The 21,470-nt window shown below is 61.3% G+C and carries 20 protein-coding genes and 1 other RNA gene; 17 read left to right on the top strand and 4 right to left on the bottom strand.

Annotated features, from left to right (window positions below):
• Nucleotides 1-22 precede the first annotated feature (22 nt).
• The gene (guaA, locus tag Q4S41_RS17475) at nucleotides 23-1,558 is read right to left on the bottom strand and encodes a glutamine-hydrolyzing GMP synthase (RefSeq protein ID WP_305032425.1); all 1,536 of its coding nucleotides are present in this window, start codon (nucleotides 1,556-1,558) and stop codon (nucleotides 23-25) included.
• 216 nt (nucleotides 1,559-1,774) lie between these two features.
• On the opposite strand from guaA, the gene ffs reads away from it, so the two are divergent.
• The 8 genes from ffs (at nucleotide 1,775) to Q4S41_RS17435 (ending at nucleotide 7,337) form a co-directional block, all read left to right on the top strand.
• An RNA gene (ffs, locus tag Q4S41_RS17470) (signal recognition particle sRNA small type) lies at nucleotides 1,775-1,872 on the top strand.
• 93 nt (nucleotides 1,873-1,965) lie between these two features.
• A complete protein-coding gene (fsa, locus tag Q4S41_RS17465) occupies nucleotides 1,966-2,622 on the top strand; it encodes a fructose-6-phosphate aldolase (protein WP_305032424.1) in 657 nt (218 codons plus the stop codon).
• Nucleotides 2,623-2,737: 115 nt separating this feature from the next.
• Nucleotides 2,738-2,941, top strand: a complete 204-nt coding sequence (locus Q4S41_RS17460) for a fructose-6-phosphate aldolase (protein WP_196288256.1) — start codon at nucleotides 2,738-2,740, stop codon at nucleotides 2,939-2,941.
• A gap of 5 nt (nucleotides 2,942-2,946) precedes the next feature.
• Entirely contained in the window at nucleotides 2,947-3,624 is a 678-nt protein-coding gene (locus Q4S41_RS17455) for a cell division ATP-binding protein FtsE (RefSeq protein ID WP_305032423.1), read from the top strand.
• A 54-nt stretch (nucleotides 3,625-3,678) separates the two neighbouring features.
• The gene (locus Q4S41_RS17450) at nucleotides 3,679-4,572 is read left to right on the top strand and encodes a glycosyltransferase family 2 protein (RefSeq protein WP_305032422.1); all 894 of its coding nucleotides are present in this window, start codon (nucleotides 3,679-3,681) and stop codon (nucleotides 4,570-4,572) included.
• Between the two features lie 42 nt (nucleotides 4,573-4,614).
• Entirely contained in the window at nucleotides 4,615-5,766 is a 1,152-nt protein-coding gene (locus tag Q4S41_RS17445; RefSeq protein ID WP_305032421.1) for a DegT/DnrJ/EryC1/StrS family aminotransferase, read from the top strand.
• A gap of 9 nt (nucleotides 5,767-5,775) precedes the next feature.
• Nucleotides 5,776-6,807 (top strand): Gfo/Idh/MocA family protein, encoded by a 1,032-nt coding sequence (locus Q4S41_RS17440; protein ID WP_305032420.1) that lies wholly within the window; start codon nucleotides 5,776-5,778, stop codon nucleotides 6,805-6,807.
• Between the two features lie 35 nt (nucleotides 6,808-6,842).
• Nucleotides 6,843-7,337, top strand: a complete 495-nt coding sequence (locus tag Q4S41_RS17435) for a TlpA family protein disulfide reductase (protein ID WP_305032419.1) — start codon at nucleotides 6,843-6,845, stop codon at nucleotides 7,335-7,337.
• Nucleotides 7,338-7,394: 57 nt separating this feature from the next.
• Here Q4S41_RS17435 and Q4S41_RS17430 read toward each other — a convergent pair whose 3' ends face one another.
• The gene (locus Q4S41_RS17430; protein WP_305032418.1) at nucleotides 7,395-8,321 is read right to left on the bottom strand and encodes a DUF3078 domain-containing protein; all 927 of its coding nucleotides are present in this window, start codon (nucleotides 8,319-8,321) and stop codon (nucleotides 7,395-7,397) included.
• A 190-nt stretch (nucleotides 8,322-8,511) separates the two neighbouring features.
• Here Q4S41_RS17430 and Q4S41_RS17425 point away from each other — a divergent pair, with 190 nt between their 5' ends.
• The 6 genes from Q4S41_RS17425 (at nucleotide 8,512) to Q4S41_RS17400 (ending at nucleotide 15,980) form a co-directional block, all read left to right on the top strand.
• Nucleotides 8,512-8,967: a BLUF domain-containing protein gene (locus Q4S41_RS17425; RefSeq protein ID WP_305032417.1), complete on the top strand. Its 456-nt coding sequence runs from the start codon at nucleotides 8,512-8,514 to the stop codon at nucleotides 8,965-8,967.
• Between the two features lie 96 nt (nucleotides 8,968-9,063).
• Nucleotides 9,064-12,084: a PD-(D/E)XK nuclease family protein gene (locus Q4S41_RS17420; protein ID WP_305032416.1), complete on the top strand. Its 3,021-nt coding sequence runs from the start codon at nucleotides 9,064-9,066 to the stop codon at nucleotides 12,082-12,084.
• Nucleotides 12,085-12,096: 12 nt separating this feature from the next.
• Nucleotides 12,097-12,405, top strand: coding sequence for a hypothetical protein (locus tag Q4S41_RS17415; protein WP_305032415.1), 309 nt, complete (start codon nucleotides 12,097-12,099; stop codon nucleotides 12,403-12,405).
• 13 nt (nucleotides 12,406-12,418) lie between these two features.
• Nucleotides 12,419-12,853: a nucleoside deaminase gene (locus Q4S41_RS17410; RefSeq protein WP_305032414.1), complete on the top strand. Its 435-nt coding sequence runs from the start codon at nucleotides 12,419-12,421 to the stop codon at nucleotides 12,851-12,853.
• Nucleotides 12,854-13,435: 582 nt separating this feature from the next.
• On the top strand, nucleotides 13,436-13,978 hold the full coding sequence (locus Q4S41_RS17405) for a TetR/AcrR family transcriptional regulator (protein ID WP_305032413.1): 543 nt from the start codon (nucleotides 13,436-13,438) through the stop codon (nucleotides 13,976-13,978).
• Nucleotides 13,979-14,192: 214 nt separating this feature from the next.
• Nucleotides 14,193-15,980 carry a chloride channel protein gene (locus tag Q4S41_RS17400; protein WP_305032412.1) on the top strand — a complete coding sequence of 596 codons (1,788 nt, stop codon included), beginning with the start codon at nucleotides 14,193-14,195 and terminating at the stop codon, nucleotides 15,978-15,980.
• Between the two features lie 10 nt (nucleotides 15,981-15,990).
• Here the strand turns inward: Q4S41_RS17400 and Q4S41_RS17395 are convergent, their stop codons facing one another.
• Nucleotides 15,991-17,181 carry a hypothetical protein gene (locus Q4S41_RS17395; protein ID WP_305032411.1) on the bottom strand — a complete coding sequence of 397 codons (1,191 nt, stop codon included), beginning with the start codon at nucleotides 17,179-17,181 and terminating at the stop codon, nucleotides 15,991-15,993.
• A gap of 116 nt (nucleotides 17,182-17,297) precedes the next feature.
• Here Q4S41_RS17395 and Q4S41_RS17390 point away from each other — a divergent pair, with 116 nt between their 5' ends.
• Entirely contained in the window at nucleotides 17,298-18,524 is a 1,227-nt protein-coding gene (locus Q4S41_RS17390; protein ID WP_305032410.1) for a TIGR03862 family flavoprotein, read from the top strand.
• A 142-nt stretch (nucleotides 18,525-18,666) separates the two neighbouring features.
• Here the strand turns inward: Q4S41_RS17390 and Q4S41_RS17385 are convergent, their stop codons facing one another.
• Nucleotides 18,667-18,939: a hypothetical protein gene (locus Q4S41_RS17385; protein ID WP_305032409.1), complete on the bottom strand. Its 273-nt coding sequence runs from the start codon at nucleotides 18,937-18,939 to the stop codon at nucleotides 18,667-18,669.
• A 194-nt stretch (nucleotides 18,940-19,133) separates the two neighbouring features.
• Between Q4S41_RS17385 and Q4S41_RS17380 the strand changes: the two genes are divergently transcribed.
• Together Q4S41_RS17380 and Q4S41_RS17375 are read left to right on the top strand one after the other, a co-directional pair.
• On the top strand, nucleotides 19,134-20,582 hold the full coding sequence (locus tag Q4S41_RS17380; RefSeq protein ID WP_305032408.1) for a diadenylate cyclase: 1,449 nt from the start codon (nucleotides 19,134-19,136) through the stop codon (nucleotides 20,580-20,582).
• Nucleotides 20,582-21,460, top strand: coding sequence for a hypothetical protein (locus Q4S41_RS17375; protein ID WP_305032407.1), 879 nt, complete (start codon nucleotides 20,582-20,584; stop codon nucleotides 21,458-21,460). Before Q4S41_RS17380 ends, Q4S41_RS17375 begins: the two co-directional genes overlap by 1 nt.
• Nucleotides 21,461-21,470: the final 10 nt, after the last annotated feature.

The raw sequence follows: 21,470 nt of genomic DNA, 5'->3' as shown, positions 1-21,470 counted from the left end.
GAATTATCGTTTCAAGCTTACCCTACTCCCACTCAATCGTCGCCGGGGGCTTGCTCGAAATATCGTACACCACGCGGTTGATGCCGCGCACCTGGTTGATGATTTTATTCGAAACCTCGGCCAGGAAATCGTAGGGCAGGTGGGCCCAGTCGGCGGTCATACCGTCTACGCTGGTCACGGCGCGCAAGGCCACTACCCGCTCGTAAGTGCGCTCGTCGCCCATCACGCCCACGCTTTGCACCGGCAGCAGCATGGCGCCCGCCTGCCACACGTGCTCATAGAGGCCATGCTGCTTGAGCAGGTTGATAAACACGCCGTCGGCGCGCTGCAGCAGGTCCACTTTTTCGGGCGTAATGTCGCCGAGGATGCGGATGCCCAGGCCGGGGCCGGGGAAGGGATGGCGGTTCAGTATTTCGGCCGGCAGCTCCAGCGCCGCGCCCACCTCCCGCACCTCGTCCTTGAAGAGCATGCGTAGCGGCTCCACAATTTTCAGGTTCATCTTCTCCGGCAGGCCGCCCACGTTGTGGTGGCTCTTGATGGTGACGGACGAGCCGTGTACCGACACCGACTCAATCACATCGGGGTAAATGGTGCCCTGGGCCAGCCAGCGCGCACCCTGCACCTTCTGCGCCTCGCGGTCGAACACCTCAATAAATGTGCGGCCAATAGCCTTGCGCTTGCCCTCCGGGTCGCTGATGCCGGCCAGCGCGGCGTAGAACTCGGGCGCGGCGTTCACGCCGGTCACGTTCAGGCCGAGGCCCTCGTAGGCCTTCAGCACGGTGGCAAACTCATCCTGGCGCAGCAGGCCGTTATCCACGAAAATGCCGTGTAGGCGCGGGCCGATGGCGCGGTGCAGCAGCAGGGCCGCCACGCTGCTATCAACGCCGCCGGAGAGGCCCAGAATCACCTGGTCGTCGGGGCCGATGGTGTTTTGCAGCGCTTCTACGGCCGAGTCTACGAAGTGGTCGGGCGTCCAGCTTTGGGCGCACTGGCAGATGTTCACCACGAAGTTGTAGAGCAGCTGCTTGCCCTCGGTCGAGTGCGTCACCTCGGGGTGGAACTGGATGCCGTAGGTTTCCTGGCCTTCGATTTTAAAGGCGGCCACGTCTACTTCGGGCGTGCTGGCGATGATGTTGTAGCCGGCCGGCAGCACCTTAATCGTATCGCCGTGCGACATCCACACCTGAGAGTCGGTATGCATATCGGTGAGCAGCGGCGAGCTGCCATCGAGCGAGGTGAGGCGGGCGCGGCCGTACTCGCGGATGGTGGCGGGCAGCACCTCGCCCCCGCCCTGCTGGGCCAGCAGCTGCGCGCCGTAGCACACGCCCAGTACCGGCACTTGGCCCAGGATGTGGCTCAGGTCGGGATTGGGCGAGTTTTCGTCGCGCACCGAGCAGGGCGAGCCGGAAAGAACAACGCCCCGAATATCGTCGCTGAGGACGAGGTTCGAGGCGTGGGTGTAGGGGTGAATTTCGCAGAACACATGCAATTCGCGAATGCGTCGGGCTATCAATTGCGTGTACTGCGAGCCGAAATCAAGGATGATAAGTCGTTCCATGCCGCAAAGCTAACCACGGATTGGCCCGGATTTTAACGGATTTCACGGATTTCGGGGACAGCATTGCTTGATATAGCCCGTTCGCAAAAAACAGCAAACGGAGGCAGCGCAATCATAATCAACCACCTACCAATACTTCCTTAACAGGCCGGCTACAAAATCTATGAAATTCGCAAAAATTCGTGCCAATCCGTGGCTCCGTGTATTATCTTTGCAGCGGCAAGTCAGAACGACCAGCTCCTGCTGAACTCCCCCAGGACCGGAAGGTAGCAAGGGTAGGTGGTTGTAGCGGTGCGATTTTGGCTTGCTTTTTTTTGCCCTTTCGCGTCGGCCCCGATGCTGCTCAGTTCTGCTAATTGGCGGGCGTATGAGTAGCTTTGGGGCCGACTTTTTTTATTCCTGACTGCATGAAATTCTTCATCGACACCGCCAATCTGGACGAAATCCGCGAAGCCGTCGAGCTGGGCGTCCTCGACGGCGTGACCACCAACCCCTCGCTGATGGCCAAGGAAGGCATCCGCGGCCTCGATGCCGTGATGGCCCACTACCGCCAAATCTGCGAACTGGTAGACGGCGACGTGTCGGCCGAAGTCATTGCCACCGATTTTGACGGCATTATCCGAGAAGGTGAGGCGCTGGCCGACCTGCACCCCAACATCGTGGTGAAGGTGCCCATGATTAAGGAAGGCATCAAGGCCATCAAGTACTTCGCCGATAAGGGCATCAAAACCAACTGCACGCTGGTGTTCACCGCCGGGCAGGCCCTGCTGGCCGCCAAAGCCGGCGCCACCTACGTTTCGCCCTTCGTGGGCCGGCTCGATGACATCGGGCACGATGGCCTGCAGCTCATCGAACAGATTGTGCAGATTTTCAGCAACTACGGCTACCCGACCGAAGTGCTGGCCGCCTCGGTGCGCCACGTGCCGCACCTAATTCAGTGCGCTGAAATCGGCGCCGATGTGGTGACCTGTCCACTCAACGTCATCACCGGCCTGCTCAACCATCCACTCACGGACAAAGGGCTGGCCACGTTCTTGGCCGACCACAAAAAAGTAAATGGATAGATTGCCGAATGGCTAAATGGCTGAATTGTTTAATAGCACGCATTCCACCGGTTCAGCTGATGCTTCCAAATTCAGTACACCAATTCAGCCATTCGACCATTTAGCCATACCTCTCATGTACATCATCAAAGTAAAAGGCAAAGCCAAAATTCCGGATTATATCCAGTTGCGAGACGAGGCCTTCGTACTGATTGCCTACTTCCGGGCCGACCGGCCGTTGAAAGACCTGCACCGCTACGGTCTGGAAGGCAAGGAAACTGAGCTGGCGGCGGTGATTTCCGGGCTGGAATTTGGCAAACTGCAGCCGCTGAGCTTGTAAGGACTATGACCGAAAACGTGATTGAGCTGCACGACGCCACCATCATGCAGGAAGAGCAGGCCGTGCTGCAAGGCGTAACTTTTTCGCTGGAAAAAGGCGCTTTTTGCTACCTGGTGGGCCGCACCGGCTCGGGCAAGTCGTCGCTGCTGAAAACGCTATATGCCGACTTGCCGCTGCAAAGCGGCATGGGCACCGTGGCCGGCTTCCCGCTGGCCAAACTGCCGGCCAGTAAGGTGCCGTATCTGCGCCGCCGGCTGGGCATTGTGTTTCAGGACTTTCAGTTGCTGAGCGACCGCACGGTGGCCGAGAACCTGCTGTTCGTGCTCAACGCCACGGGTTGGAAGGGCAAGGCCAAAAAGCAGCAACGCGTGAGCGACGTGCTCACGCAAGTGGGCCTCAACGGCGCCGCCAACCGCATGCCGCACCGCCTCTCGGGCGGCGAGCAGCAGCGCGTGGTCATTGCCCGCGCCATGCTCAACGAGCCCGTGCTGCTACTGGCCGACGAGCCCACCGGTAACCTCGACCCGGAAGTGTCGGATAGCATCATGCGGCTATTTGCGGAGATAAATAACGCGGGCACAGCTATTTTGATGGCGACGCATAACTTCCAATTACTGGAGAAATATCCGCACCGCGTACTCACCTGTAAGGACGGTGAGTTACTGGATTCGGCCCGACAGTAAACCAGCATTGGCGTCGCATAATTGTTGATTGAACATTAGTAATTAACAATTATTATGACTGCTGGGCTATCGGTATTAATTCCGGTTTATAATTGGAGAATTGATGAATTAATTCATTCGATAATAGCCCAACAAGCCTCTTGGCCTGGCCCAGTTGAAATACTGTTATTCGACGACGGCTCGACGGAAGAATTTCGGCAGTTGAACCGGCCGCTGGGCGTTCTGCCCGGCGTGCGTTACCACGAATTGCCGCGCAACGTGGGCCGCGCCGCCATTCGCAACCAACTGGCCGTCGCCGCGCAGCACGAGTGGCTGCTGCTGCTCGACAACGACAGCCTGCCGCCCGATGCGCAGTTTCTGGCTCGGTACGCGGCGGCCCGCAGGCAGGCGCCGGTACTCGTTGGGGGCACCTGCTACCGCGCCGCGCCGCCAGTTGAAGCTGAACTGCATCTGCGCTGGCTTTATGGCCAGGCCCGGGAGGCACGGCCGGCAGCCGTGCGCCAGGCCACGCCATATAGCCAGCTGACCATCAACAATGCGCTGATACAGGCAGACATTTTTCGGGGGTTTCCGCTCGATGAAAGTCTAACCGGCTACGGCCACGAAGACACCCGGTTTGGCACCGCGCTGGCCGCGGCCGGCATCCCGCTGGTGCATATAGAGAACCCGGTGCTGCACGAAGGGCTGGAGCCGGCCGCTGTTTTCCTGCAAAAGAGCGAGCAGGCGGTGCGCAACCTGGTCCAGGTATACCGCACCGAAGGCCTGGGCCTGGACTCTCGCTTGCTGCAAACGGCCCTGCGCCTGCAGCGGCTTGGGCTGGCAGGCGCGGCCCGCCCTACACTGGCCGCCCTGGCCCCAATGCTGCGTCGGCAGTTGCTTTCAGCTACGCCTCAGCTGCGGCTTTTCGACCTGCTGAAACTGCATTGGCTGCTGCGGGAACTGGCCTGAGTTTGCCCAGTATCTTTGGCGGCTCCTGTTTCCTGCGCTGCTTTGATACTTCCCGCCCCGCCCTCCCCTGTTTTACTCCTCGATTTGGTGGCTGAACACGCCGCTCTGCAGCCGGCTTTGAACGCCGCCATGCAGGAGGTGCTCGATTCGGCGGCGTTCATTCAGGGGCCGGCCGTGGGCCAGTTTGCGGCGGAACTGGGCGAGTACCTGGGCGGCGCGCACGTGGTGCCCTGCGCCAACGGCACCGACGCCCTCACGCTGGCCCTGATGAGCCTGGAGTTGCCGGCCGGGGCCGAAGTCATTGTGCCCGCCTTCACCTACGTGGCTACCCTGGAAGCCGCCGCGCTACTGGGCCTGCGTCCGGTGCTAGTGGATGTGCTGCCCGACACTTTCAATATCGACCCGGCCGCCGTGGAGGCAGCCCTCACGCCGCGCACCGGTGCTGTGGTGGCGGTGCATTTGTTTGGGCAGTGCGCCGATTTGGAAACGCTGGGGGCCATTTCTGCCCGCCACGGCGTGGCCTTGATTGAGGACAATGCCCAAGCCCTTGGCGCCACTTTCCAACTGAAAAACGGCGAGACGGCTGAGGCCGGCACCGTGGGCGCGGTAGGCACGACATCCTTTTTCCCCTCCAAAAACCTCGGCTGCCTGGGCGACGGCGGCGCCCTGCTCACCTGTGACCCGGCTCGCGCCGCCTTGCTCCGCCAGCTCGCCAACCACGGCCAGAGCCAGAAATACCACCACCAGCGCATCGGCCTCAACTCCCGCCTCGACACGCTGCAGGCCGCCCTGCTGCGCGTGAAGCTGCGGCAGCTGCCCGCTAATACCGCCGCTCGCCAGGCCGTGGCCGCCCGCTACGATGCCGCGCTGGCGGGCGTGGCCGGCATTGCCATTCCGGCCCGGGATTCGCGTAGCACGCACGTTTTTCACCAATATACCATCCAAGTGCGCGACGCCGGGCGGCGCGACGAGTTACAGCACTACCTTAAACGCTGCGGGGTACCCACGATGATTTACTACCCGCTGCCGGTGCACGCACAGCCAGCGTATGCTTACCTGGGCTACCAGGCAGGGCAGTTTCCGGTGGCTGAGCACTTGTGTGGCGCGGTGCTGTCGCTGCCGATTCACCCGCTGCTGACGGTGGAGCAGCAAGAATACGTCATCGGGCGCGTTGGGGCTTTCTTTGGGAATTAATTCCACTCCGTGCCTGATTTTACCTCCAAAGTTCGCTTCGTCATCTGTGGCGTGGGCCACATCGGCCGCCGCCACGCCACGCTGGTTTCCCGCCACAACGGAGCCGAATTAGCCGCCCTGATTGACATTCGCGCCGACTTGCAGCCCGGGCTGGCCGCCGAGTTTCCGGGCGTGCCTTTCTTCGCTTCGCTCGAAGAATACCTGCAAAACGGCCCCGCCGCCGACGTGCTCACCGTGGCCACGCCCAACGGCCTGCACGCCCCGCAGGCGGTAGCCGGCCTGCGCCACGGCTTGCACGTCGTCATCGAAAAGCCCATTGCCCTGCACAAGACCGATGCCGAAACCATCGTGCACACGGCGCTGCAAACCGGCCGGCTGGTGTTCGGCGTCATGCAAAACCGCTACTCGCCCCCCGCCACCTGGCTGAAGCAGATTGTCGACGAAGGACGCTTGGGCCAGGTGTTTCTGGTGCAGCTGAACTGCTTCTGGAACCGCGACGCGCGCTACTACCGGCCCGGCGGCTGGAAGGGCACGCAGGCGCTGGATGGCGGCACGCTCTTCACCCAATTCAGCCACTTCGTCGATTTGCTGTACTGGGTGTTCGGCGACATCGCCAACATTTCGGCCCGCTTCCGCGACTTTACCCACGCGGGGCTGACCGAGTTTGAAGACAGCGGCTTCGTCACCTTCGACCTCGTGCGCGGCGGCAGCGGCACGCTCAGCTACAGCACCGCCGTGTGGGACCGCAACCTCGAAAGCTCCCTCACCGTGGTGGCCGAGCGCGGCAGCCTGCGCATTGCGGGCCAGTACATGGATAAGGTAGAATATTGCCACCTCGACGGCTACCAGATGCCGGAACTGGCGCCCACCAACCCCGCCAATAACTACGGCGCCTTCCAGGGCTCGGCCGCCAACCACGTGCAGGTCATCGAAAACGTGGTGGACACCGTGCAGCAGCGCAGCCACGCCACCACCAACGCGTTGGAAGGGCTGAAAGTGGTGGAAATTATTGAACGTATTTATGCGCTGCGCCCTGCCTAAATTGCCTTAACCAACCACTTACTCAGCTTTTCCAAATGAAACATTTGCTACTCGCCTTAATTCTGCTGGTAAGCTTTCCTGCTCTTTGCCAGGACCTGGCCGTTGGCCAGCCCCTCCCCGCTTTCACCGTCAGCAACGACCAGCAGACGATAAAATCGTTGGATTTAAAAGGCAAGGTTGTGCTGATTAATTTCTTTGCCACCTGGTGTGGGCCCTGCATGCAGGAGTTGCCGCAGATGCAGCAGCTTTGGGCAACGCACAAAAGCAATAAGAACCTGGTAATCTTGGTCATCGGGCGCGAGCACACGCAAAGTGAAATTACCGCTTTCAAGGCCAAGAAAGGGTTTGAACTGCCGATGTACCCCGACGAAAACCGAGCGGTTTATTCACTCTTTGCCACGCAATACATTCCCCGCAACTACCTCATCGACGCCAAGGGTAACATTGCCTACGTATCCGTGGGATTTGAGCAAGGCGAATTCAACAAGATGCTGAGCAAGGTCGACGAGTTGTTGAAACAGCAGCGATAATAGTCCGCCCCCTGAGTTCGGCTTGTTGTTGCCAGCCGGCTTCGGCGCGCACCATGTTTACTTCTTCGCGTCCGTGAAATTCTGCACCGCATACGCCACCCCGATGGTAAGGCCCTGCGAGTATTGCAGGCCGTGGTCCTGGTCGTAGTCGTAGAGGGCGATGCCGTTGAGGGCCACGTTGATGTACTTGCCTACTTTGGCGGTGAGGCCCACGTCGAGGCGGTGGTCGATTTCCCGGGGGGTGAGGTTGCGGTAGTTGGCGAAGAGCAGGTAGCGGGCCTTGAGGTTGACGTTGGGGCTGATGTTGCGGTCGTATTCGGCCAGAATTTGGGCGGCCAGCACCTCGAAGCGGGTGCTGTGGCCGGGGTTTACGCCGTAGGGCGTGTCGCCGAGGGCGGCCACGAAGCGGTCGGCGCGGTTCACCACCGTGAGGCGCGGGGCGAAGGGCGAAAGGCGCAGGTGGAAGTACGTGGCCGGGTGGTACTCAAAGCCGTAGGCGGCCGTGAGGAAGGCGGGCGCAAAAAAATCGGAGGTAAGCCGGGCATTGTCGCCGTCGTATTTGTAGCCGGGTGCGAACTGGGAAAGCAGGTTCAGCGACAGGAACATGTCCCACTGGCTGCTCATGGCCCGGCCGTATTTGGTATCGAGATAGAGGCGGTCCTGGCCTTTGCGGTAGCCCAGGCCGCGGGTTTGGGAAAAAGCGAACAGGAAATCGGCCTCGTTGTCGAAGCTATGGATGCCGCTTTTGCGGTTGGCCTTGGCGTTAAAGAGGGCATTGAAGCCAATGGTGTTCACGCCGCCGCCTTTCCAATTGGTACTGAGCAGCGACTCGTTCAAGCCCAGTCCGGTTTTGAGGCTTTTGCGCCAGAGCGGGTCCGGGGCGGGCGCCGTGGGGGCTGGGTCGGGGATGACGGTGGGCGTGGTTTGGGCACGGGCTGGCAAAACCAGCAGGGCCATCAGGGACAGAAGTAGTGTTGCTTTCATGAGAACGGCCAGAAGGGAAGACGTAAAATAAGCGTTTATCAGGAGCCCACCCGCCGCCCAGACAAAGGCAGCTCGTGGCAGCCGGCTCAGCAGCAAGCATCCAACATTACATATAAATTTACGTATATTATTCTTCTATCTAGTGCCTTTCCGGTGGTTGGTGCTGAGTTTGTCTTTCAATTGAGCGCGCATGGGACTGTACCAGCTATTGTATCAAAGCCAGTCGCTCGTGCCTTTCGCCCCGGCCGAGCTTTCGGCCCTGCTGAAGCAGGCGCGGACGTTCAACCGTGGCCACCACATCACGGGCCTGCTGCTCTACACGCCCGACGGCCGTTTTTTTCAGCTGCTTGAAGGCGAGTACGAAGAGGTGCGAAACCTTTACTACAACCACATTGCCCTCGACCCGCGCCATTTCAATTGCCAGATTCAGGGCGAAGGCCCCTGCCAGGCCCGCACCTTTGCCGACTGGTCGATGGGCTTTCGGGCCACCACAGCCGCCGACCTGCGCCGCCTGCTGGGCCACGTCCTCCCCGACAGTCCGGCCCTGCTCATCCCTCGCCCCCACACCCGCCCCGAGCTGCTGGAGCTCCTCCTGGAACTAGTGGCACAGGGCGAAACCGAAGGCTGGCCGGAATCGCAGGCGTAACCCGGTTTACTTTTTGGCCCCTCAGGCTGAGCGCAGCCGAAGCATGAGGTGGTAAAGGCCAGCACCCATTCCCCCCGCCCGGGTATCTTTACGCAGATGCCCAACCTACCTGCTTCCGCCGTCATTTCTGCCCCTGATGCGCCCTTGGCGGCGCCTGTTTCATTCCTGGCCGCCACCGCCCGCGAATTGCTCGACCGCTACGGCTCTGGCCCGCTCGATGAGCTGTCCGACATCGTGGTGATTGTGCCCACGCGCCGCGCCGTGGTGTATCTGAAGAACGAATTGGCGATGAATCTGCCGATGGGCGCGCCCCTGTGGGCCCCGCGCGTGGCGGCCATGGAGGACTACATGGTGGAGCTGGCCGGCGTGCAGGTGGAGGAGCCCATTGCCCTCCAGCTCCTGCTGTATGATATTCTGAAAGGCATCGACACAAAGCTCGATTTCGACCAGTTTGTGGGCTGGGCCGGCCTGCTGCTCAGCGACTTCTCCAACCTCGACCAGAACCTGGCCGACACCCACGCCGTGTTCGAATACCTGAGCGAAGCCAAGGCCCTGGAGCGCTGGGACCTGGCCGAGCTGCCGCCCAAAAGCCAGGCCGCCGCCCACTCCTTCGGCTTCTGGAACCAGCTCGAACGCGTGTACCACCAGCTCAAAAAGCGCATGCTGGCCAACCACCTCGCCTATCCCGGCCTGGCCTACCGCCGCGCCGTAGAACGCCTGGAAAAGCAGCTGAAAGACCCCGCCGCTCCTACGCCGGCTATGCATGTCTTCGTGGGCCTGGGCAATTTGTCGGCGTCGGAAGAAAAGCTCATCCGGCTGCTGCTGAACGTGGGCCGCGCCGAAATCCGCTTCGACGCCGACCCGTTTTACCTCGAAAAAGACTCGCCCAACCGCGCCGGCCAGCACCTGCGCCGCTATTACGACAAGTGGAAATTGCCGCTCGATAACTTCGGCGGCGGCGTGGAGTACCTGCGCGGCCGGCCCCACCACGTCCGCTACCTGGGCGTGGCCAACCCCAGCATGCAGGGCAAGCTGGCCGGCCAGCTCCTGGCCGAAGCCCGCCAGCGCTACCCCGACGCCACCGTGGCCGTGGTGCTGCCCGACGAAACCCTCCTCCTGCCCGTGCTCCACGGCCTGCCGCCCGACGAGGTGCCTGACTACAACGTGACCATGGGCCTGAGCTTTCAGGCCACGCCCCTGTTCAACCTGGTCGATTTGCTGTTCGAGGTGCACCTCACCGGCATCCGCGAAGGCAGCCCGGAAACCGGCTACGGCGTGCCACGCTACCACCACCTGGCCGTGACCAAGCTGCTGAGCCACCCCTTCCTGCGCCGCTACCAGCAGTGGCAGGACCAACAGGCCGACCAGCCCCAGTACCACGGCGTGCTCGACCAGATTTGCCGCGAAATCGTGCGCGTGAATGCCGTGCTGCTGCCCGCCGAAGAGCTGCTACGCATGGGCGCCCACCACCCGCTCATTGAGGCCCTGTTCAAAACCTGGGACAACTGCGATGACATCATCCGGGCCTGCCATACGTTGATTGACCTGTTGCGGCAGGTTTACTCCGCCGAAGTGGCCGACTCAGACCGCGAAACCAGCATTGGGGCCGAGTACCTATACCTGTTCTACACCCTCGTCAAGCAGCTCGATTCGGCCTTCGACTGCCGCGAGCAGCGCCTGTCGGTGCGCTCGTTCCGCCGCTTCCTGTACGAACAGATGGGCCGCACCCGGCTGCCTTTCTCGGGTGAGCCGCTGGCCGATGTACAGGTGATGGGCCTGCTCGAAACCCGGGCTCTGGATTTCGACCATCTCATCATCCTCAGCTGCAACGAAGGCGTGCTGCCGGCCCCCAAGCGCCAACAGTCGCTGTTTCCCTACGACGTGCTTACCACCGCCGGCCTGCCCACCTACGCCGACGCCGAGGCCATCACGGCCTACAATTTCTGGCGCCTGCTGCAACGCGCCCAACGCGTTGATTTGGTACACGTGCTGCCCGGGGCCGAGGGCATGAAAAGCGGCGAGCGTAGTCGTTTCCTGCTGCAATTGCAAAACGACCTGCTGCCCCAGAACCCCCAGCTCACGCTGGAGGACTTGACCGTTTCGGTAGCGGGGCCGGAGGTTGAAGTGGGGACGAACCAATACGAAGGCGACCTCCTTCTGGAGAAAGACCCAGAAATGCTGGCCGCCCTGCGCGGGGTGTTGGAACGTAACATTTCGCCCTCGCGCCTCAACGATTTTCTGGCCTGCTCTCTGCGCTTCTACTTCTCGAAAGTGGCCCGCTTCCACGAAAACGACGCCGTGGAAGAAACGCTGGAAGCCAGCAGCTTCGGCACGATGGTGCACGAGGCGCTGGAAAACCTGATGCGCCCCTTCGAGCAGGATGCCCGCCAGATTACCGCCGATGATATTCCCGAGCTCATCCGGCAGGCCCCGGCCGAAGTACAAAAGGCTCTGCGCCAAGAAGAAACCGAAAAGCACGCCCGTGCCGACGAAGGCCTGAACCACGTGTACGGCCAGGTGGCTACCCGCCTCGTGGTGCGCCTGCTCGAAAGCCTAACGGAGCAGCCTGGCCTGCTCCCCATCCGCCTCTTTGGCCTGGAGAAAGAGCTGGCTGCCACCGTTTTCGTGGACGTGCCGGGCCTCGCTGAGCCGCTGGCCGTGCGCCTCTTCGGTTTCGCCGACCGCGTGGACGAACTGCCCGACGGCCGCCTGCGCGTGGTCGACTACAAGTCCGGCCTCGTGAAGCGCAGCGACCTGCAGCTGCGCGGCTACCGCGACAAGCTCACCCCCGCCGAAGCCGTTGACCGCCTCCTGCACGAGGCCAGCAGCAGCGTCGACAAAGTGCGCCAGCTTTGGCTCTACCGCCTCATGCTGGCCCACACTGCCCAGCGCGAAACCGCCGAAACCGCCATCCTCTCCCTGCGCAACATCGACGAAGGCCTGCTCTCCGCCGACCTCGGCTTCCTCACCGAAGGCGGCGAGGACTTCGTCGCCGTTTCCGAAGAGTTGGTGCGTAAAATTGCCCTGCGGATTCTCGACCCTACCGAGCCCATCCGCAAAACCGACGACTTCACCAAGTGTGAGTATTGTCCCTATAAAGGCATCTGCGCGCGGTAAATTCAATAAAATATGTTCATTGCATTTACCGCTCCGTTGGCCTTATTGCTGCTGGACATTTTATCTACCGGAATTAGCCTACGGATTTACAAGTCCACCCGCTCTGCAACCCGTAATGCAGCCTTTACTTATGGGCGTTTGCTATTGCTCACCGGCGTATTGCAAGTCGTGTTTGTCGCCTTGCTCCTAGGTGTCGACCTGAACTTCCGCCTCAGCATGCGCCAGAATGAAATGGCACTTTACGCTTTGCTGCTGAGTGCTTTTCTTATTCCCCCTTTGCTGCTGTGGTGGAAGCACCGGCAGTATTTCAATCAATCATAACCTGATACATTCCATGGATGAATTCATGCAAGCCGCCATCGACGAAGCCCGCCTGGGCCGCTCACAAGGTGGTATTCCCATCGGCTCCGTGCTCGTGCGCGACGGCAAAATCATTGGCCAGGGCCACAACAAGCGCGTGCAGGAAGACAGCGCCATCAAGCACGGCGAGATGGACTGCCTCACCAACGCCGGCCGCCAGCGTAGCTACCGCGACACCGTCATCTACACCACGCTGATGCCCTGCTACATGTGCGCCGGCACCATCGTGCAGTTTAAAATCCCGAAGGTGATGGTGGGCGAGTCGCGCACGTTCGGCGAGTCGCGCGCTTTTTTGGAAAGCCACGGCGTGGAGGTTGTCGACCTCGACCTGCAGGAGTGCGTGGACATGATGAACGAGTTCATCGAAGCCGAGCCTACGCTCTGGAACGAAGACATCATGGAGCTGTAGGGCTTCGATTGACCAGCGGCACTCGGCCGCTCAAAGCCTTACATAACGCTGGAACCACAAAGCAACGCACTAACAAGCTGAATTTATGCATTTGATAATCAGGCAAGTGAGTATACACTTACCGATAGTGAGCTAACACTCATACGGCATTAGTACACCCTCACCTACTTTTGTATTGTTATCGGAGCACAAATTGACTGGTTGCCCTGATAACCAATTCCCACGTTCTCTTTCGCTGGATGTATCCCACCCCATCCAGGAAGCAATTGGTTGAATCCGTTCGGTCTCCGTCCTAGGAGCTACGGCATGCGGAGTTCGACACGTTACAGCCGGTTAAATCGAACCCGTTCGATTTAACCGGCTGTATTGTTTCAGGGCCTGCTGGCTGACAGGCAGCCCGCCGCGGGCACTAAGCAGTGCCGCGGCGGCTGGTGGCCTAAGCAATATTTGATGGCTACCAGTGCAATTTGCGGCGCGACGGAAGCGGCAAATGCCTGCTGTCGGCCTTATCTTGCCGCAGTTCCTGGCCAGAAAATGGCCTGAGCGTTGATTTTTGGCAGTTTATTATTATTCGGTTGGGCTATGACCAGTCATTCCAAAATAGAGCAGGCAGCCCTGCAGCTTTTCGGAGAGCGAGGCTACGATAGCACCTCCACCCTATTGATTGCCAAAGGCGCCGGCGTATCGGAAGCCCTGCTGTTCAAGTATTTCCAGAGCAAGGAAAAGCTGTTTGAATACCTCATCAAGCAGGGGTTCCGGCGCATTGTGGAAGCCAACCGCGGCATCCTGACCGAGCAAAACCCGCGCGTGCTCATCGAAAACGTCATCGACCTGCCCTACAAACTGGTGCACGACGAGCCCGACTTCTGGAAAATGCAGGACAAAGAGTTTAACCGCCCGCTGGTGCAGAAATATTTTCAGCGCTTCATGAGCCCCATCGACAGCCTGTTACAGCAGGCCTTCAAGGACGTGGGCGCCGATGCCGCCGAGATGACGACGCAGCTCCTGCTACTCATCATTCAGAGCCTATGGCGCAACCTGCTCTACGAACACGACGCCAGCCTGCTGAAGCTGGGCGACCATTTGAAGCGGACTTACCTGCAGCGCCCAGCCGCTGCGAAATAGCAGGTGTTTTAGACCGTCATGTCGAGCGCAGCCGAGACATCTCGCGTGGCCCACTAAATCAATCGTTAAAAAGGATTAGTGGTGGCAAGCGAGTTGTCTCGGCTGCGCTCGACATGACGTTTTGAGCGGCCTGAAAGAGCGGCATTTCACAGAGCGCACATCTACCGGCATTTTTTTTGCGTTGGTACGCTAGCGCCAACCTTCTGCTGCCCCTATGCCCCACCACGCCGTCCACCGATTGCTGCGTCCGCTGTTAGTGTGGCGGGCCCGCCACATCAGCGAGCGGATGTATATGCTGCTGTTGAGCGTGCTGGTGGGCGGGGGCGCGGGGCTGGCGGCGGTGCTGCTGAAAACCTCGGTGCACTGGGGACAGGAAATGTTGCGGGAAGGCATTTCGGAGCCGAGCCGCGTGTTTGCCCTGTCGGTTTATCCGGTGATTGGCATCACACTTACGGTGCTGTTTACCAAGTTTTTTCTGGGGGGTCAGTTGGGCCGGGGCATCGGGCCCATCATCTACAACACGGCCCGGGAGGGCAGCGTGGTGCCGCGCTCCAAGCTATACTCGCAGCTCATAACGGCTTTTCTCACGGTCACTTTTGGCGGCTCGGCCGGTACGGAGGCGCCCATCTCCGTGACGGGCTCGGCGCTGGGCTCCAACGCGGGCCGCGTACTGCACTTGGACCGACGGCGCCGGCGCCTGCTCACGGGTTGCGGGGCGGCGGCGGGCGTGGCGGCCATCTTCAACTCGCCAATTTCGGGCGTGCTGTTTGCCGTTGAAACCATTTTGCTGGAACTGCCGGCGCAGTATTTCATTCCGCTGCTCATCTCGTCGGCCACGGCCACGGTGGTGTCGAAGGCGCTGTATGCGGGGCAGCCGTTCGTGCTCATCACCACGAGCTGGCCGGTTGATGCGGTGCCGTTTTACGTGCTGCTGGGCTTGTTTACGGCTTTTTTCTCGGTTTACATGATTCGGACCTATCACTGGTTCGACCATTTTTTTGAGCGGTGGCCGGGGCTGGACTGGCGAAAGGTGGCACTGGGCGGCATCGCGCTGGGCGGGCTTATTTTCCTGTTTCCTACGCTCTACGGCGAGGGCTACAACACGGTAGAATTGCTGCTACGCGGCCATCCAGAGCACATCACCGACGGCAGCATCTTCTCAGTGTATCAGGACAACAACCCTTGGCTGCTGCTGTTGCTGGTGCTGTTCAGCATGATGCTGAAAGTGGTGGCCACCAGCATCACGGTGGGCAGCGGCGGCAACGGCGGCATGTTCGGCTCGTCGTTGTTTGCGGGGGCGCTGGCAGGGTTTTTCTTTGCCCGCTTGATTAATCTGAGCGGGCTGGTGCACATTCCGGAGGTGCATTTCATTGTGCTGGGCATGGCGGGCACGCTGGCGGGCGTCATTCACGCGCCGCTCACGGCCATCTTCCTCATTGCCGAAATCACGGGCGGCTACGCGCTGTTTGTGCCGCTGATGGTGGTAACCAGCTCCTCCTACCTGATTACCAAATACTTTGAGCCCTATTCGGTGTACACGCGCAAACTCACTTTGAAAGGCGTGGACGTATACGCCAACCGCGACCGGGGCCTGCTGGCCCAGCTCGACCCGCGCAAGCTGCTGGCCACCGATTTTATTCCGGTGCGGCCCAGCACGACGCTGGGTGAGCTGGTAGATATTTTCCGGCATTCCTCGCGCGACTTGTTTCCGGTGGTGGCGGCCGGGGGGCGGCTGCTGGGCGTGGTCAGCCTGAATTCGGTGCGCGATGCCTTGTTTGACGACGCGCACTACAGCACCACCCACGTGCGCGAGCTAATGAAGCCCGCCCCTGCCGTGGTAGGCCCGGCCGACGACCTGGAACACACCCTCAGCCTCCTTGACCGCTACGGCTACTGGGCCCTGCCGGTGTGCGAGGAAGACGGCCGCTACCTCGGCTTCATCCTGAAAACCGACATTCTGGCCCGCTACCGCCGCCAACTTATTCAGGAAAGCGAGGCGTAAAGTCTGCGGCTCAATACTCGCCCAGCTCCGGCGCTTGGCGGGCTAGCTGCAGGCCCACCATCATGAGCAGGCCCGTGAGCAGGATGACGACGAAAAGAATGTTTTCGCTCACTTCACCGATTAAAAACCGGGCCGGAATGCTGTAGAATAACAGCACCGAAATGAGGCCTTTGGGCGCGATGAAAAGCTCGGGAACGAGGTCGGTGCGGGCCACGTAGCGTAGGTACACGTAGCGTACCAGCGTGAGCACGCCCACAATGAGCCCGCCTTGCAGCAGCAGGCTCACGCTCACTAAGTTGCTCAGGGTGATGGAGTAGCCAAAGAGGAGAAAGAAAAACGTGCGAATCAGAAAAGCCGATTCGGCGGTGATGCTTTTGAGCTGGTGCAGTTCGCCGGCCAGCTGCTCGGGGTGCAGGAAGCGGCGCAGCAGCGGGTGCTTCAGCAGCTGGTCGGCGTTGTTGACGGCCAGGCCAAAGGCCAGCACCAGCACCAACGACGAGAGGTGCAGCTTTTTGGCAATGCTATAGATGAGCACCAGAAAGGCGAACAGCAGAAAAAACTTGACGTGCGAGCGCAGCCGCCCCAGCAGCCAGGCCAGCAGCGCTGTGCTCAGCACGGCCACCACGCCCACAGCCAGCACATCGCGCCCAAACGTGACGACGGACCAGCCCTGGGCGAAATCATCCTGCAGGATGAAATTGAACAGCATGATGCCCACGATGTCGGAAAAAGTGCTTTCGTAGATGATGAATTCCTGCTTGGCGCCACCCAGGCCGGCCACGCTGGGGATGGCCACGGCGCTGCTCACTACGGCCAGCGGCACGGCATTGAGCAGGCAGCTTTGCCAGCGGGCCCCCACGTAGAAATGCAATAAGGCCGCAATGGCTGCCACCTGCACCCCCATGATGAGTACCGCCGCCAGAAACGAGCGGCGAATGAGCGGCGCCTTGTCGCGGGTGAGACGCAAATCGAGGGAACCCTCCAGCACAATGAGGATAAGACCCACGATGCCAAACAATTGCAGTAAAACCGACGGCACAGCCACGGCCACGCCCCAGTACGTGGCCGCCTGGCTTAGTGCAATGCCGGAAAGCAGGAGCAGCAGCACCGACGGCACCTTGGTAGCCCGCGCGGCGAGGTCGAACACGTAAGAAAGCAGCACGGCCAGGCTCAGGCCGATAAGAATGGTATATGGTCCCATAGATGCCTTGGCTAACGGCTGCGCTACGGTTGGGGTTAAGCCCGGCCGCACCGGGAGCGTACCTTTGGTGGCCTGTTTTCGAGGTGCGCGATGGTTGTTTTCACTTGCTATTGGATATGAATGAGCGCCGTGAATGGGTGGCCATCATCGGGGGCGGGCCGGCGGGCCTCATGGCCGCCCAGCGCCTGGCCGAGGCCGGGCTGCCGGTGCAGGTATTTGAGGCCCAGGCCACGGTGGGCCGCAAGTTTCTGGTGGCGGGCCACGGCGGCTTCAACCTGAGCAATGCGGAGGACAAACGGCATTTTGCCAGCCGCTACGGAGCCGAGGAAACGCGCTTTGAAGCTTTACTAAACCACTTTTCACCCACCGACCTCCGCACTTGGGCGGCCGACCTGGGCATCGAAACTTTTGTGGGCACCAGCGGGCGCATCTTTCCCGTGGCGGCGCACAAGCCCGCCGATTTGCTTCGCGCCTGGCTGCACCGGCTGCGGGAGTTGGGCGTGCAAATCCATACCCGGCACCGCTGGCTGGGCTTTGCGGACGCTACCGGCCTGCGCCTGCGCAACGAAATTTCGGGAGCAGAAACCACGATTGAGCCCGCGGCCACCGTGCTGGCCCTGGGCGGCGCCAGTTGGGCCAAAACTGGCTCTGATGGCGCCTGGGTGCCCCTGCTGCAGGAAATTGGCGTGCCGGTGACGCCTTTCGCACCGGCCAACTGCGGCGCGGAAGTGGCTTGGTCGGAGTTTTTCAAAACGAAAGTGGGCCGCGCGCCGCTCAAAAACATTGGCCTGCGAGTGCATGATGGCCCCATGGTGCGCGGCGAACTCATGCTGACGGACTATGGCGTGGAGGGCACGCCGGTATACGCCCTGACGCCGCAGGTGCGGCAGGCGCTACACCGTGGCGGCTCTGCCACGTTGTTCCTGAACCTGAAACCCGACCTGCCTCCCTCAACGCTGCTGGCTAGGCTGCAGCAGCGGCGCAACGGCGCGTCGCTGCCCGATTTTCTGCGCAAAGCCTTGAGCTTGGCGCCGCCGGTTCCCACGCTGCTCCGTGAGCTGGCGCCCGAAGTTTCTACCTTGAAACCGGAAGCGTTGGCGGCACTGCTCAAGGCCCTACCGCTGCCCGTTGCGGCCCTGCGGCCGCTGGATGAGGCCATTTCCACGGCCGGCGGCATCCCCTTTTCCGCCGTCGATGAACACCTGATGCTGCGGCAGCGGCCCGGCACATTCGTGGCCGGCGAGATGCTGGATTGGGAAGCCCCCACGGGCGGCTACCTGCTGCAGGGCTGCTTCAGCACCGGCGCCTGGGTGGCACGAGGGGTGGCGCTACGCTTGGGGTAAGCAATGAGCAGTAAGCAAAAAGAACGTCCTGCTGAGCACAGCCGAAGCATCTCTACCGCGCAATGTAATCATTTACTACTGCGGTAGAGATGCTTCGGTTGCGCTGAGCAGGACGGTCCGTTCCGTGTTACTTACTCGTTCTTTATTCCTTGTTCTTCGCTAAACGCAGCACCTTTTCCCGCTCCTCGGCTTCGCGCAGGAGTTGGCGGGCTTCGTTGAGCAGGCGGCGGCCGGGGTTCAGCTCGTCGCGGGCGATGAGGGCGAAGAGCAGGAAAAACGAGGCGATGGGCACCAGCCAGCCGAGCGCAAACCACAGCCAGAACGAGCGGCCCCGGCTCTGGGCGCAGTAGCCCGTGAGGATGGGAATGAAAGAAATGGCCAGCGCCACCACAAAAAGCATGTCGACGAAGAGCATAGGCGGGCTTTTGAGGTTGGCGGTGGAAGGGGCGGCTGAAAGGGCCGGCGATAGCCCGAAGATACGATTTTCCGGGTCGGCAAAGAAGCACTGAAATGGGAAATTTGTTTCGGAACGCCACTTTCCACCGGTTTTTTCCGTAGTTCGGGGCGAAGTCGGGGCCCCAACGTGGCCCGGCTGTCTTGAATCTGCCCATGTGGGAACACCAAAGTCTGTTTCGCGTTTCGGCCCAACTCTTTGCCGAGGGGGTTTTTAACTTGCTCGACCGCAACCTGCGGCCCGAGGTTTTTCTTCTGGGCTTCGCCTCGGCCAGGGAGGCCGACGAGCCCGAGGCCGTGGTGGTGGAACCGCCCACGGCCCGCTACGCGCCCGCCGATTTTCGCGAAGTAAAAACCAATGCCGCCGCCCTCGAAGCTGACACCGGCCCGCAGGGCTCCGTGTACCACCTGCACCCCAACGACCACGACCGGTTTGAGAAGCAGCACTGGTACGAGCTGATGTGCCGCGCCACCGAGACCGCGCTCAACAGCATCACGGCGGCGCGCCACGAAAACCGCCGCTCGTTCTGCTCGGTGCCCGTGAGCTTGCAGGGGTACCTCGTGACGGTGGTGCTCCAGCTCTCGGCTGACTGCTACGACGGGTATTATTCGCTGCCCAAGCCCAGCAGCGGCCGCCCCGCCAACCTGCCCCACGCCACGGTGATGGAGTTTTTGCACGACTGCGCTCGGGCCCTGCGCGAAGCCGACACGGCCGACAACGACCAGCCTGTGCTCGACCGCGACTACAACGAGCTGCTGCGCTCGGCCGGCCGCCGGCTGATGCTGCGCGTGGCCCCCGCCGGCACCCACGGCCTGTATGACGCCTGCAACGGCGTGGCCGCCCTGCGCCACGAGGGCGACGAAGGCATTGGCACCATGCTGATTAGCCGGCGCCTGCACCCGGCCATCGTGCCGGTGCTCACGCTGGAAACGCCGGTGCCCATGCGCGACCACCGCTCCATCCGGAAGCTGCTGGAGCTGAGCGAGGGCCACACGGCCCTGATTTCGGACGCCTCGCACGTCTTTGGCCTGGGCCAGCTGGTGCCGGAGTCCGACGCGCAGTTTGAGCCGCTCGTGACGGTGCATTTCACCAACCACTATAGCTGGGAAATGAGCCACAACGGCCAGGTGCTGATGCGCGTGGTGAGCAACACGCCGCGCCTGCCCCAGGGCCGAGTGGCGGCCGACAATTTCGCCCGCATCATCCGCATCGTGTTTCCCAGCCTCGACGTGGACAGCACCGACTACCTCTGGGACTTGGCCCAAAAGGCTACCACCCAGCCCAATGGCACTATCCTGGTCATCACCACCGGGGCGGCGCAGGAGGCCCAGCGCCTGGCCCGGCAATGCTTCCGGGTGGTGCCGCGCATCATGACGCCCTCGGTGCTGCGCCTCGTCACTAACATCGACGGGGCCGTGCTCATTGAGCCCAACGGCATGTGCCACGCCATTGGCGCCATTCTGGATGGCTTGGCCACGGAGAAGGGCGATTCGTCGCGCGGGTCGCGCTACAATTCGGCCCTGCGCTACGCCCACAGCAGCAAATACCCCGTGCTGGCCGTGGTGGTGAGCGAGGACGGCTGGATTGATTTGCTGCCCAGCTAATGCCGGCCTGGGCTCTTGCAGCCGACTTGGCCGACCTTGAGCAGAATCCAGCCTTACGCGAAGAACTGAATTTTACCGGCCGGGCCGAGGCGCTGGATACTCTTGATTTTCACATCATTGAACAGCTCGCAAGCCTGCCACCAGCCCCGGGCTCGTCGGCGCTGCAGCGTCGGGCCGAGTTGCTGAAGCAGCAATTGGAAGCCATTGATACAGGGCTTTTTGAGCGGCTAAGGGCCGGGATTCACGCGGGGCAGTACCGGGGCGCGGCATTTCGGGCGATGGTGGAAACGTACGTGAGCCGCCCGCCTGGTGCCCGCCCGCAGGCCGGGTATGACCTGCTCGATGTGTTTACCAACGGCCTGTTTCCTCTGCCGGTGCTGCCGCGGGAAACCGCGGCCCGCGAGCCGGAAATGGTGCACTACCAGAAAACGCCGGCCCGCGTCATTTTCGAGCTGGCGAAAAGGGCGGCTTTCAATCACAACGATGTATTTGTGGACGTAGGCGCGGGGTTGGGTCACGTGGCGCTGTTGGTACATCTGCTCAGCGGCTTGCCGGCCCAGGGCATTGAAATAGAGCCGGTTTATTGCGCGCTGGCTACTGGCTGGGCCACAGATTTGGGTTTGCCGCAGGTGACTTTCATGGAAGCCGATGCGCGCTACGCTAATTATGCCTGCGGCACAGTTTTCTTTCTCTACACGCCTTTCAGGGGCCATATGCTGGTGCAAGTGTTGGAACGGCTGCGCACCGAAGCACGTCGGCGCCCAATCCGGCTTTTCACCTACGGGCCCTGCACGTTGGAAGTAGCCCGCCAGCCTTGGCTGCACTGCGCCGATGCAGCGAAGATTCAGGCCGACCAGCTGGTTGAGTTTAAAAGCTAAACGGGCACCG

It is taken from the genome of Hymenobacter convexus (assembly GCF_030580955.1).
In the GTDB taxonomy this organism is placed as follows: domain Bacteria; phylum Bacteroidota; class Bacteroidia; order Cytophagales; family Hymenobacteraceae; genus Hymenobacter.
Note: the sequence above shows the minus strand (reverse complement) of the source record. Positions and strands in the feature narration are given on the sequence as shown.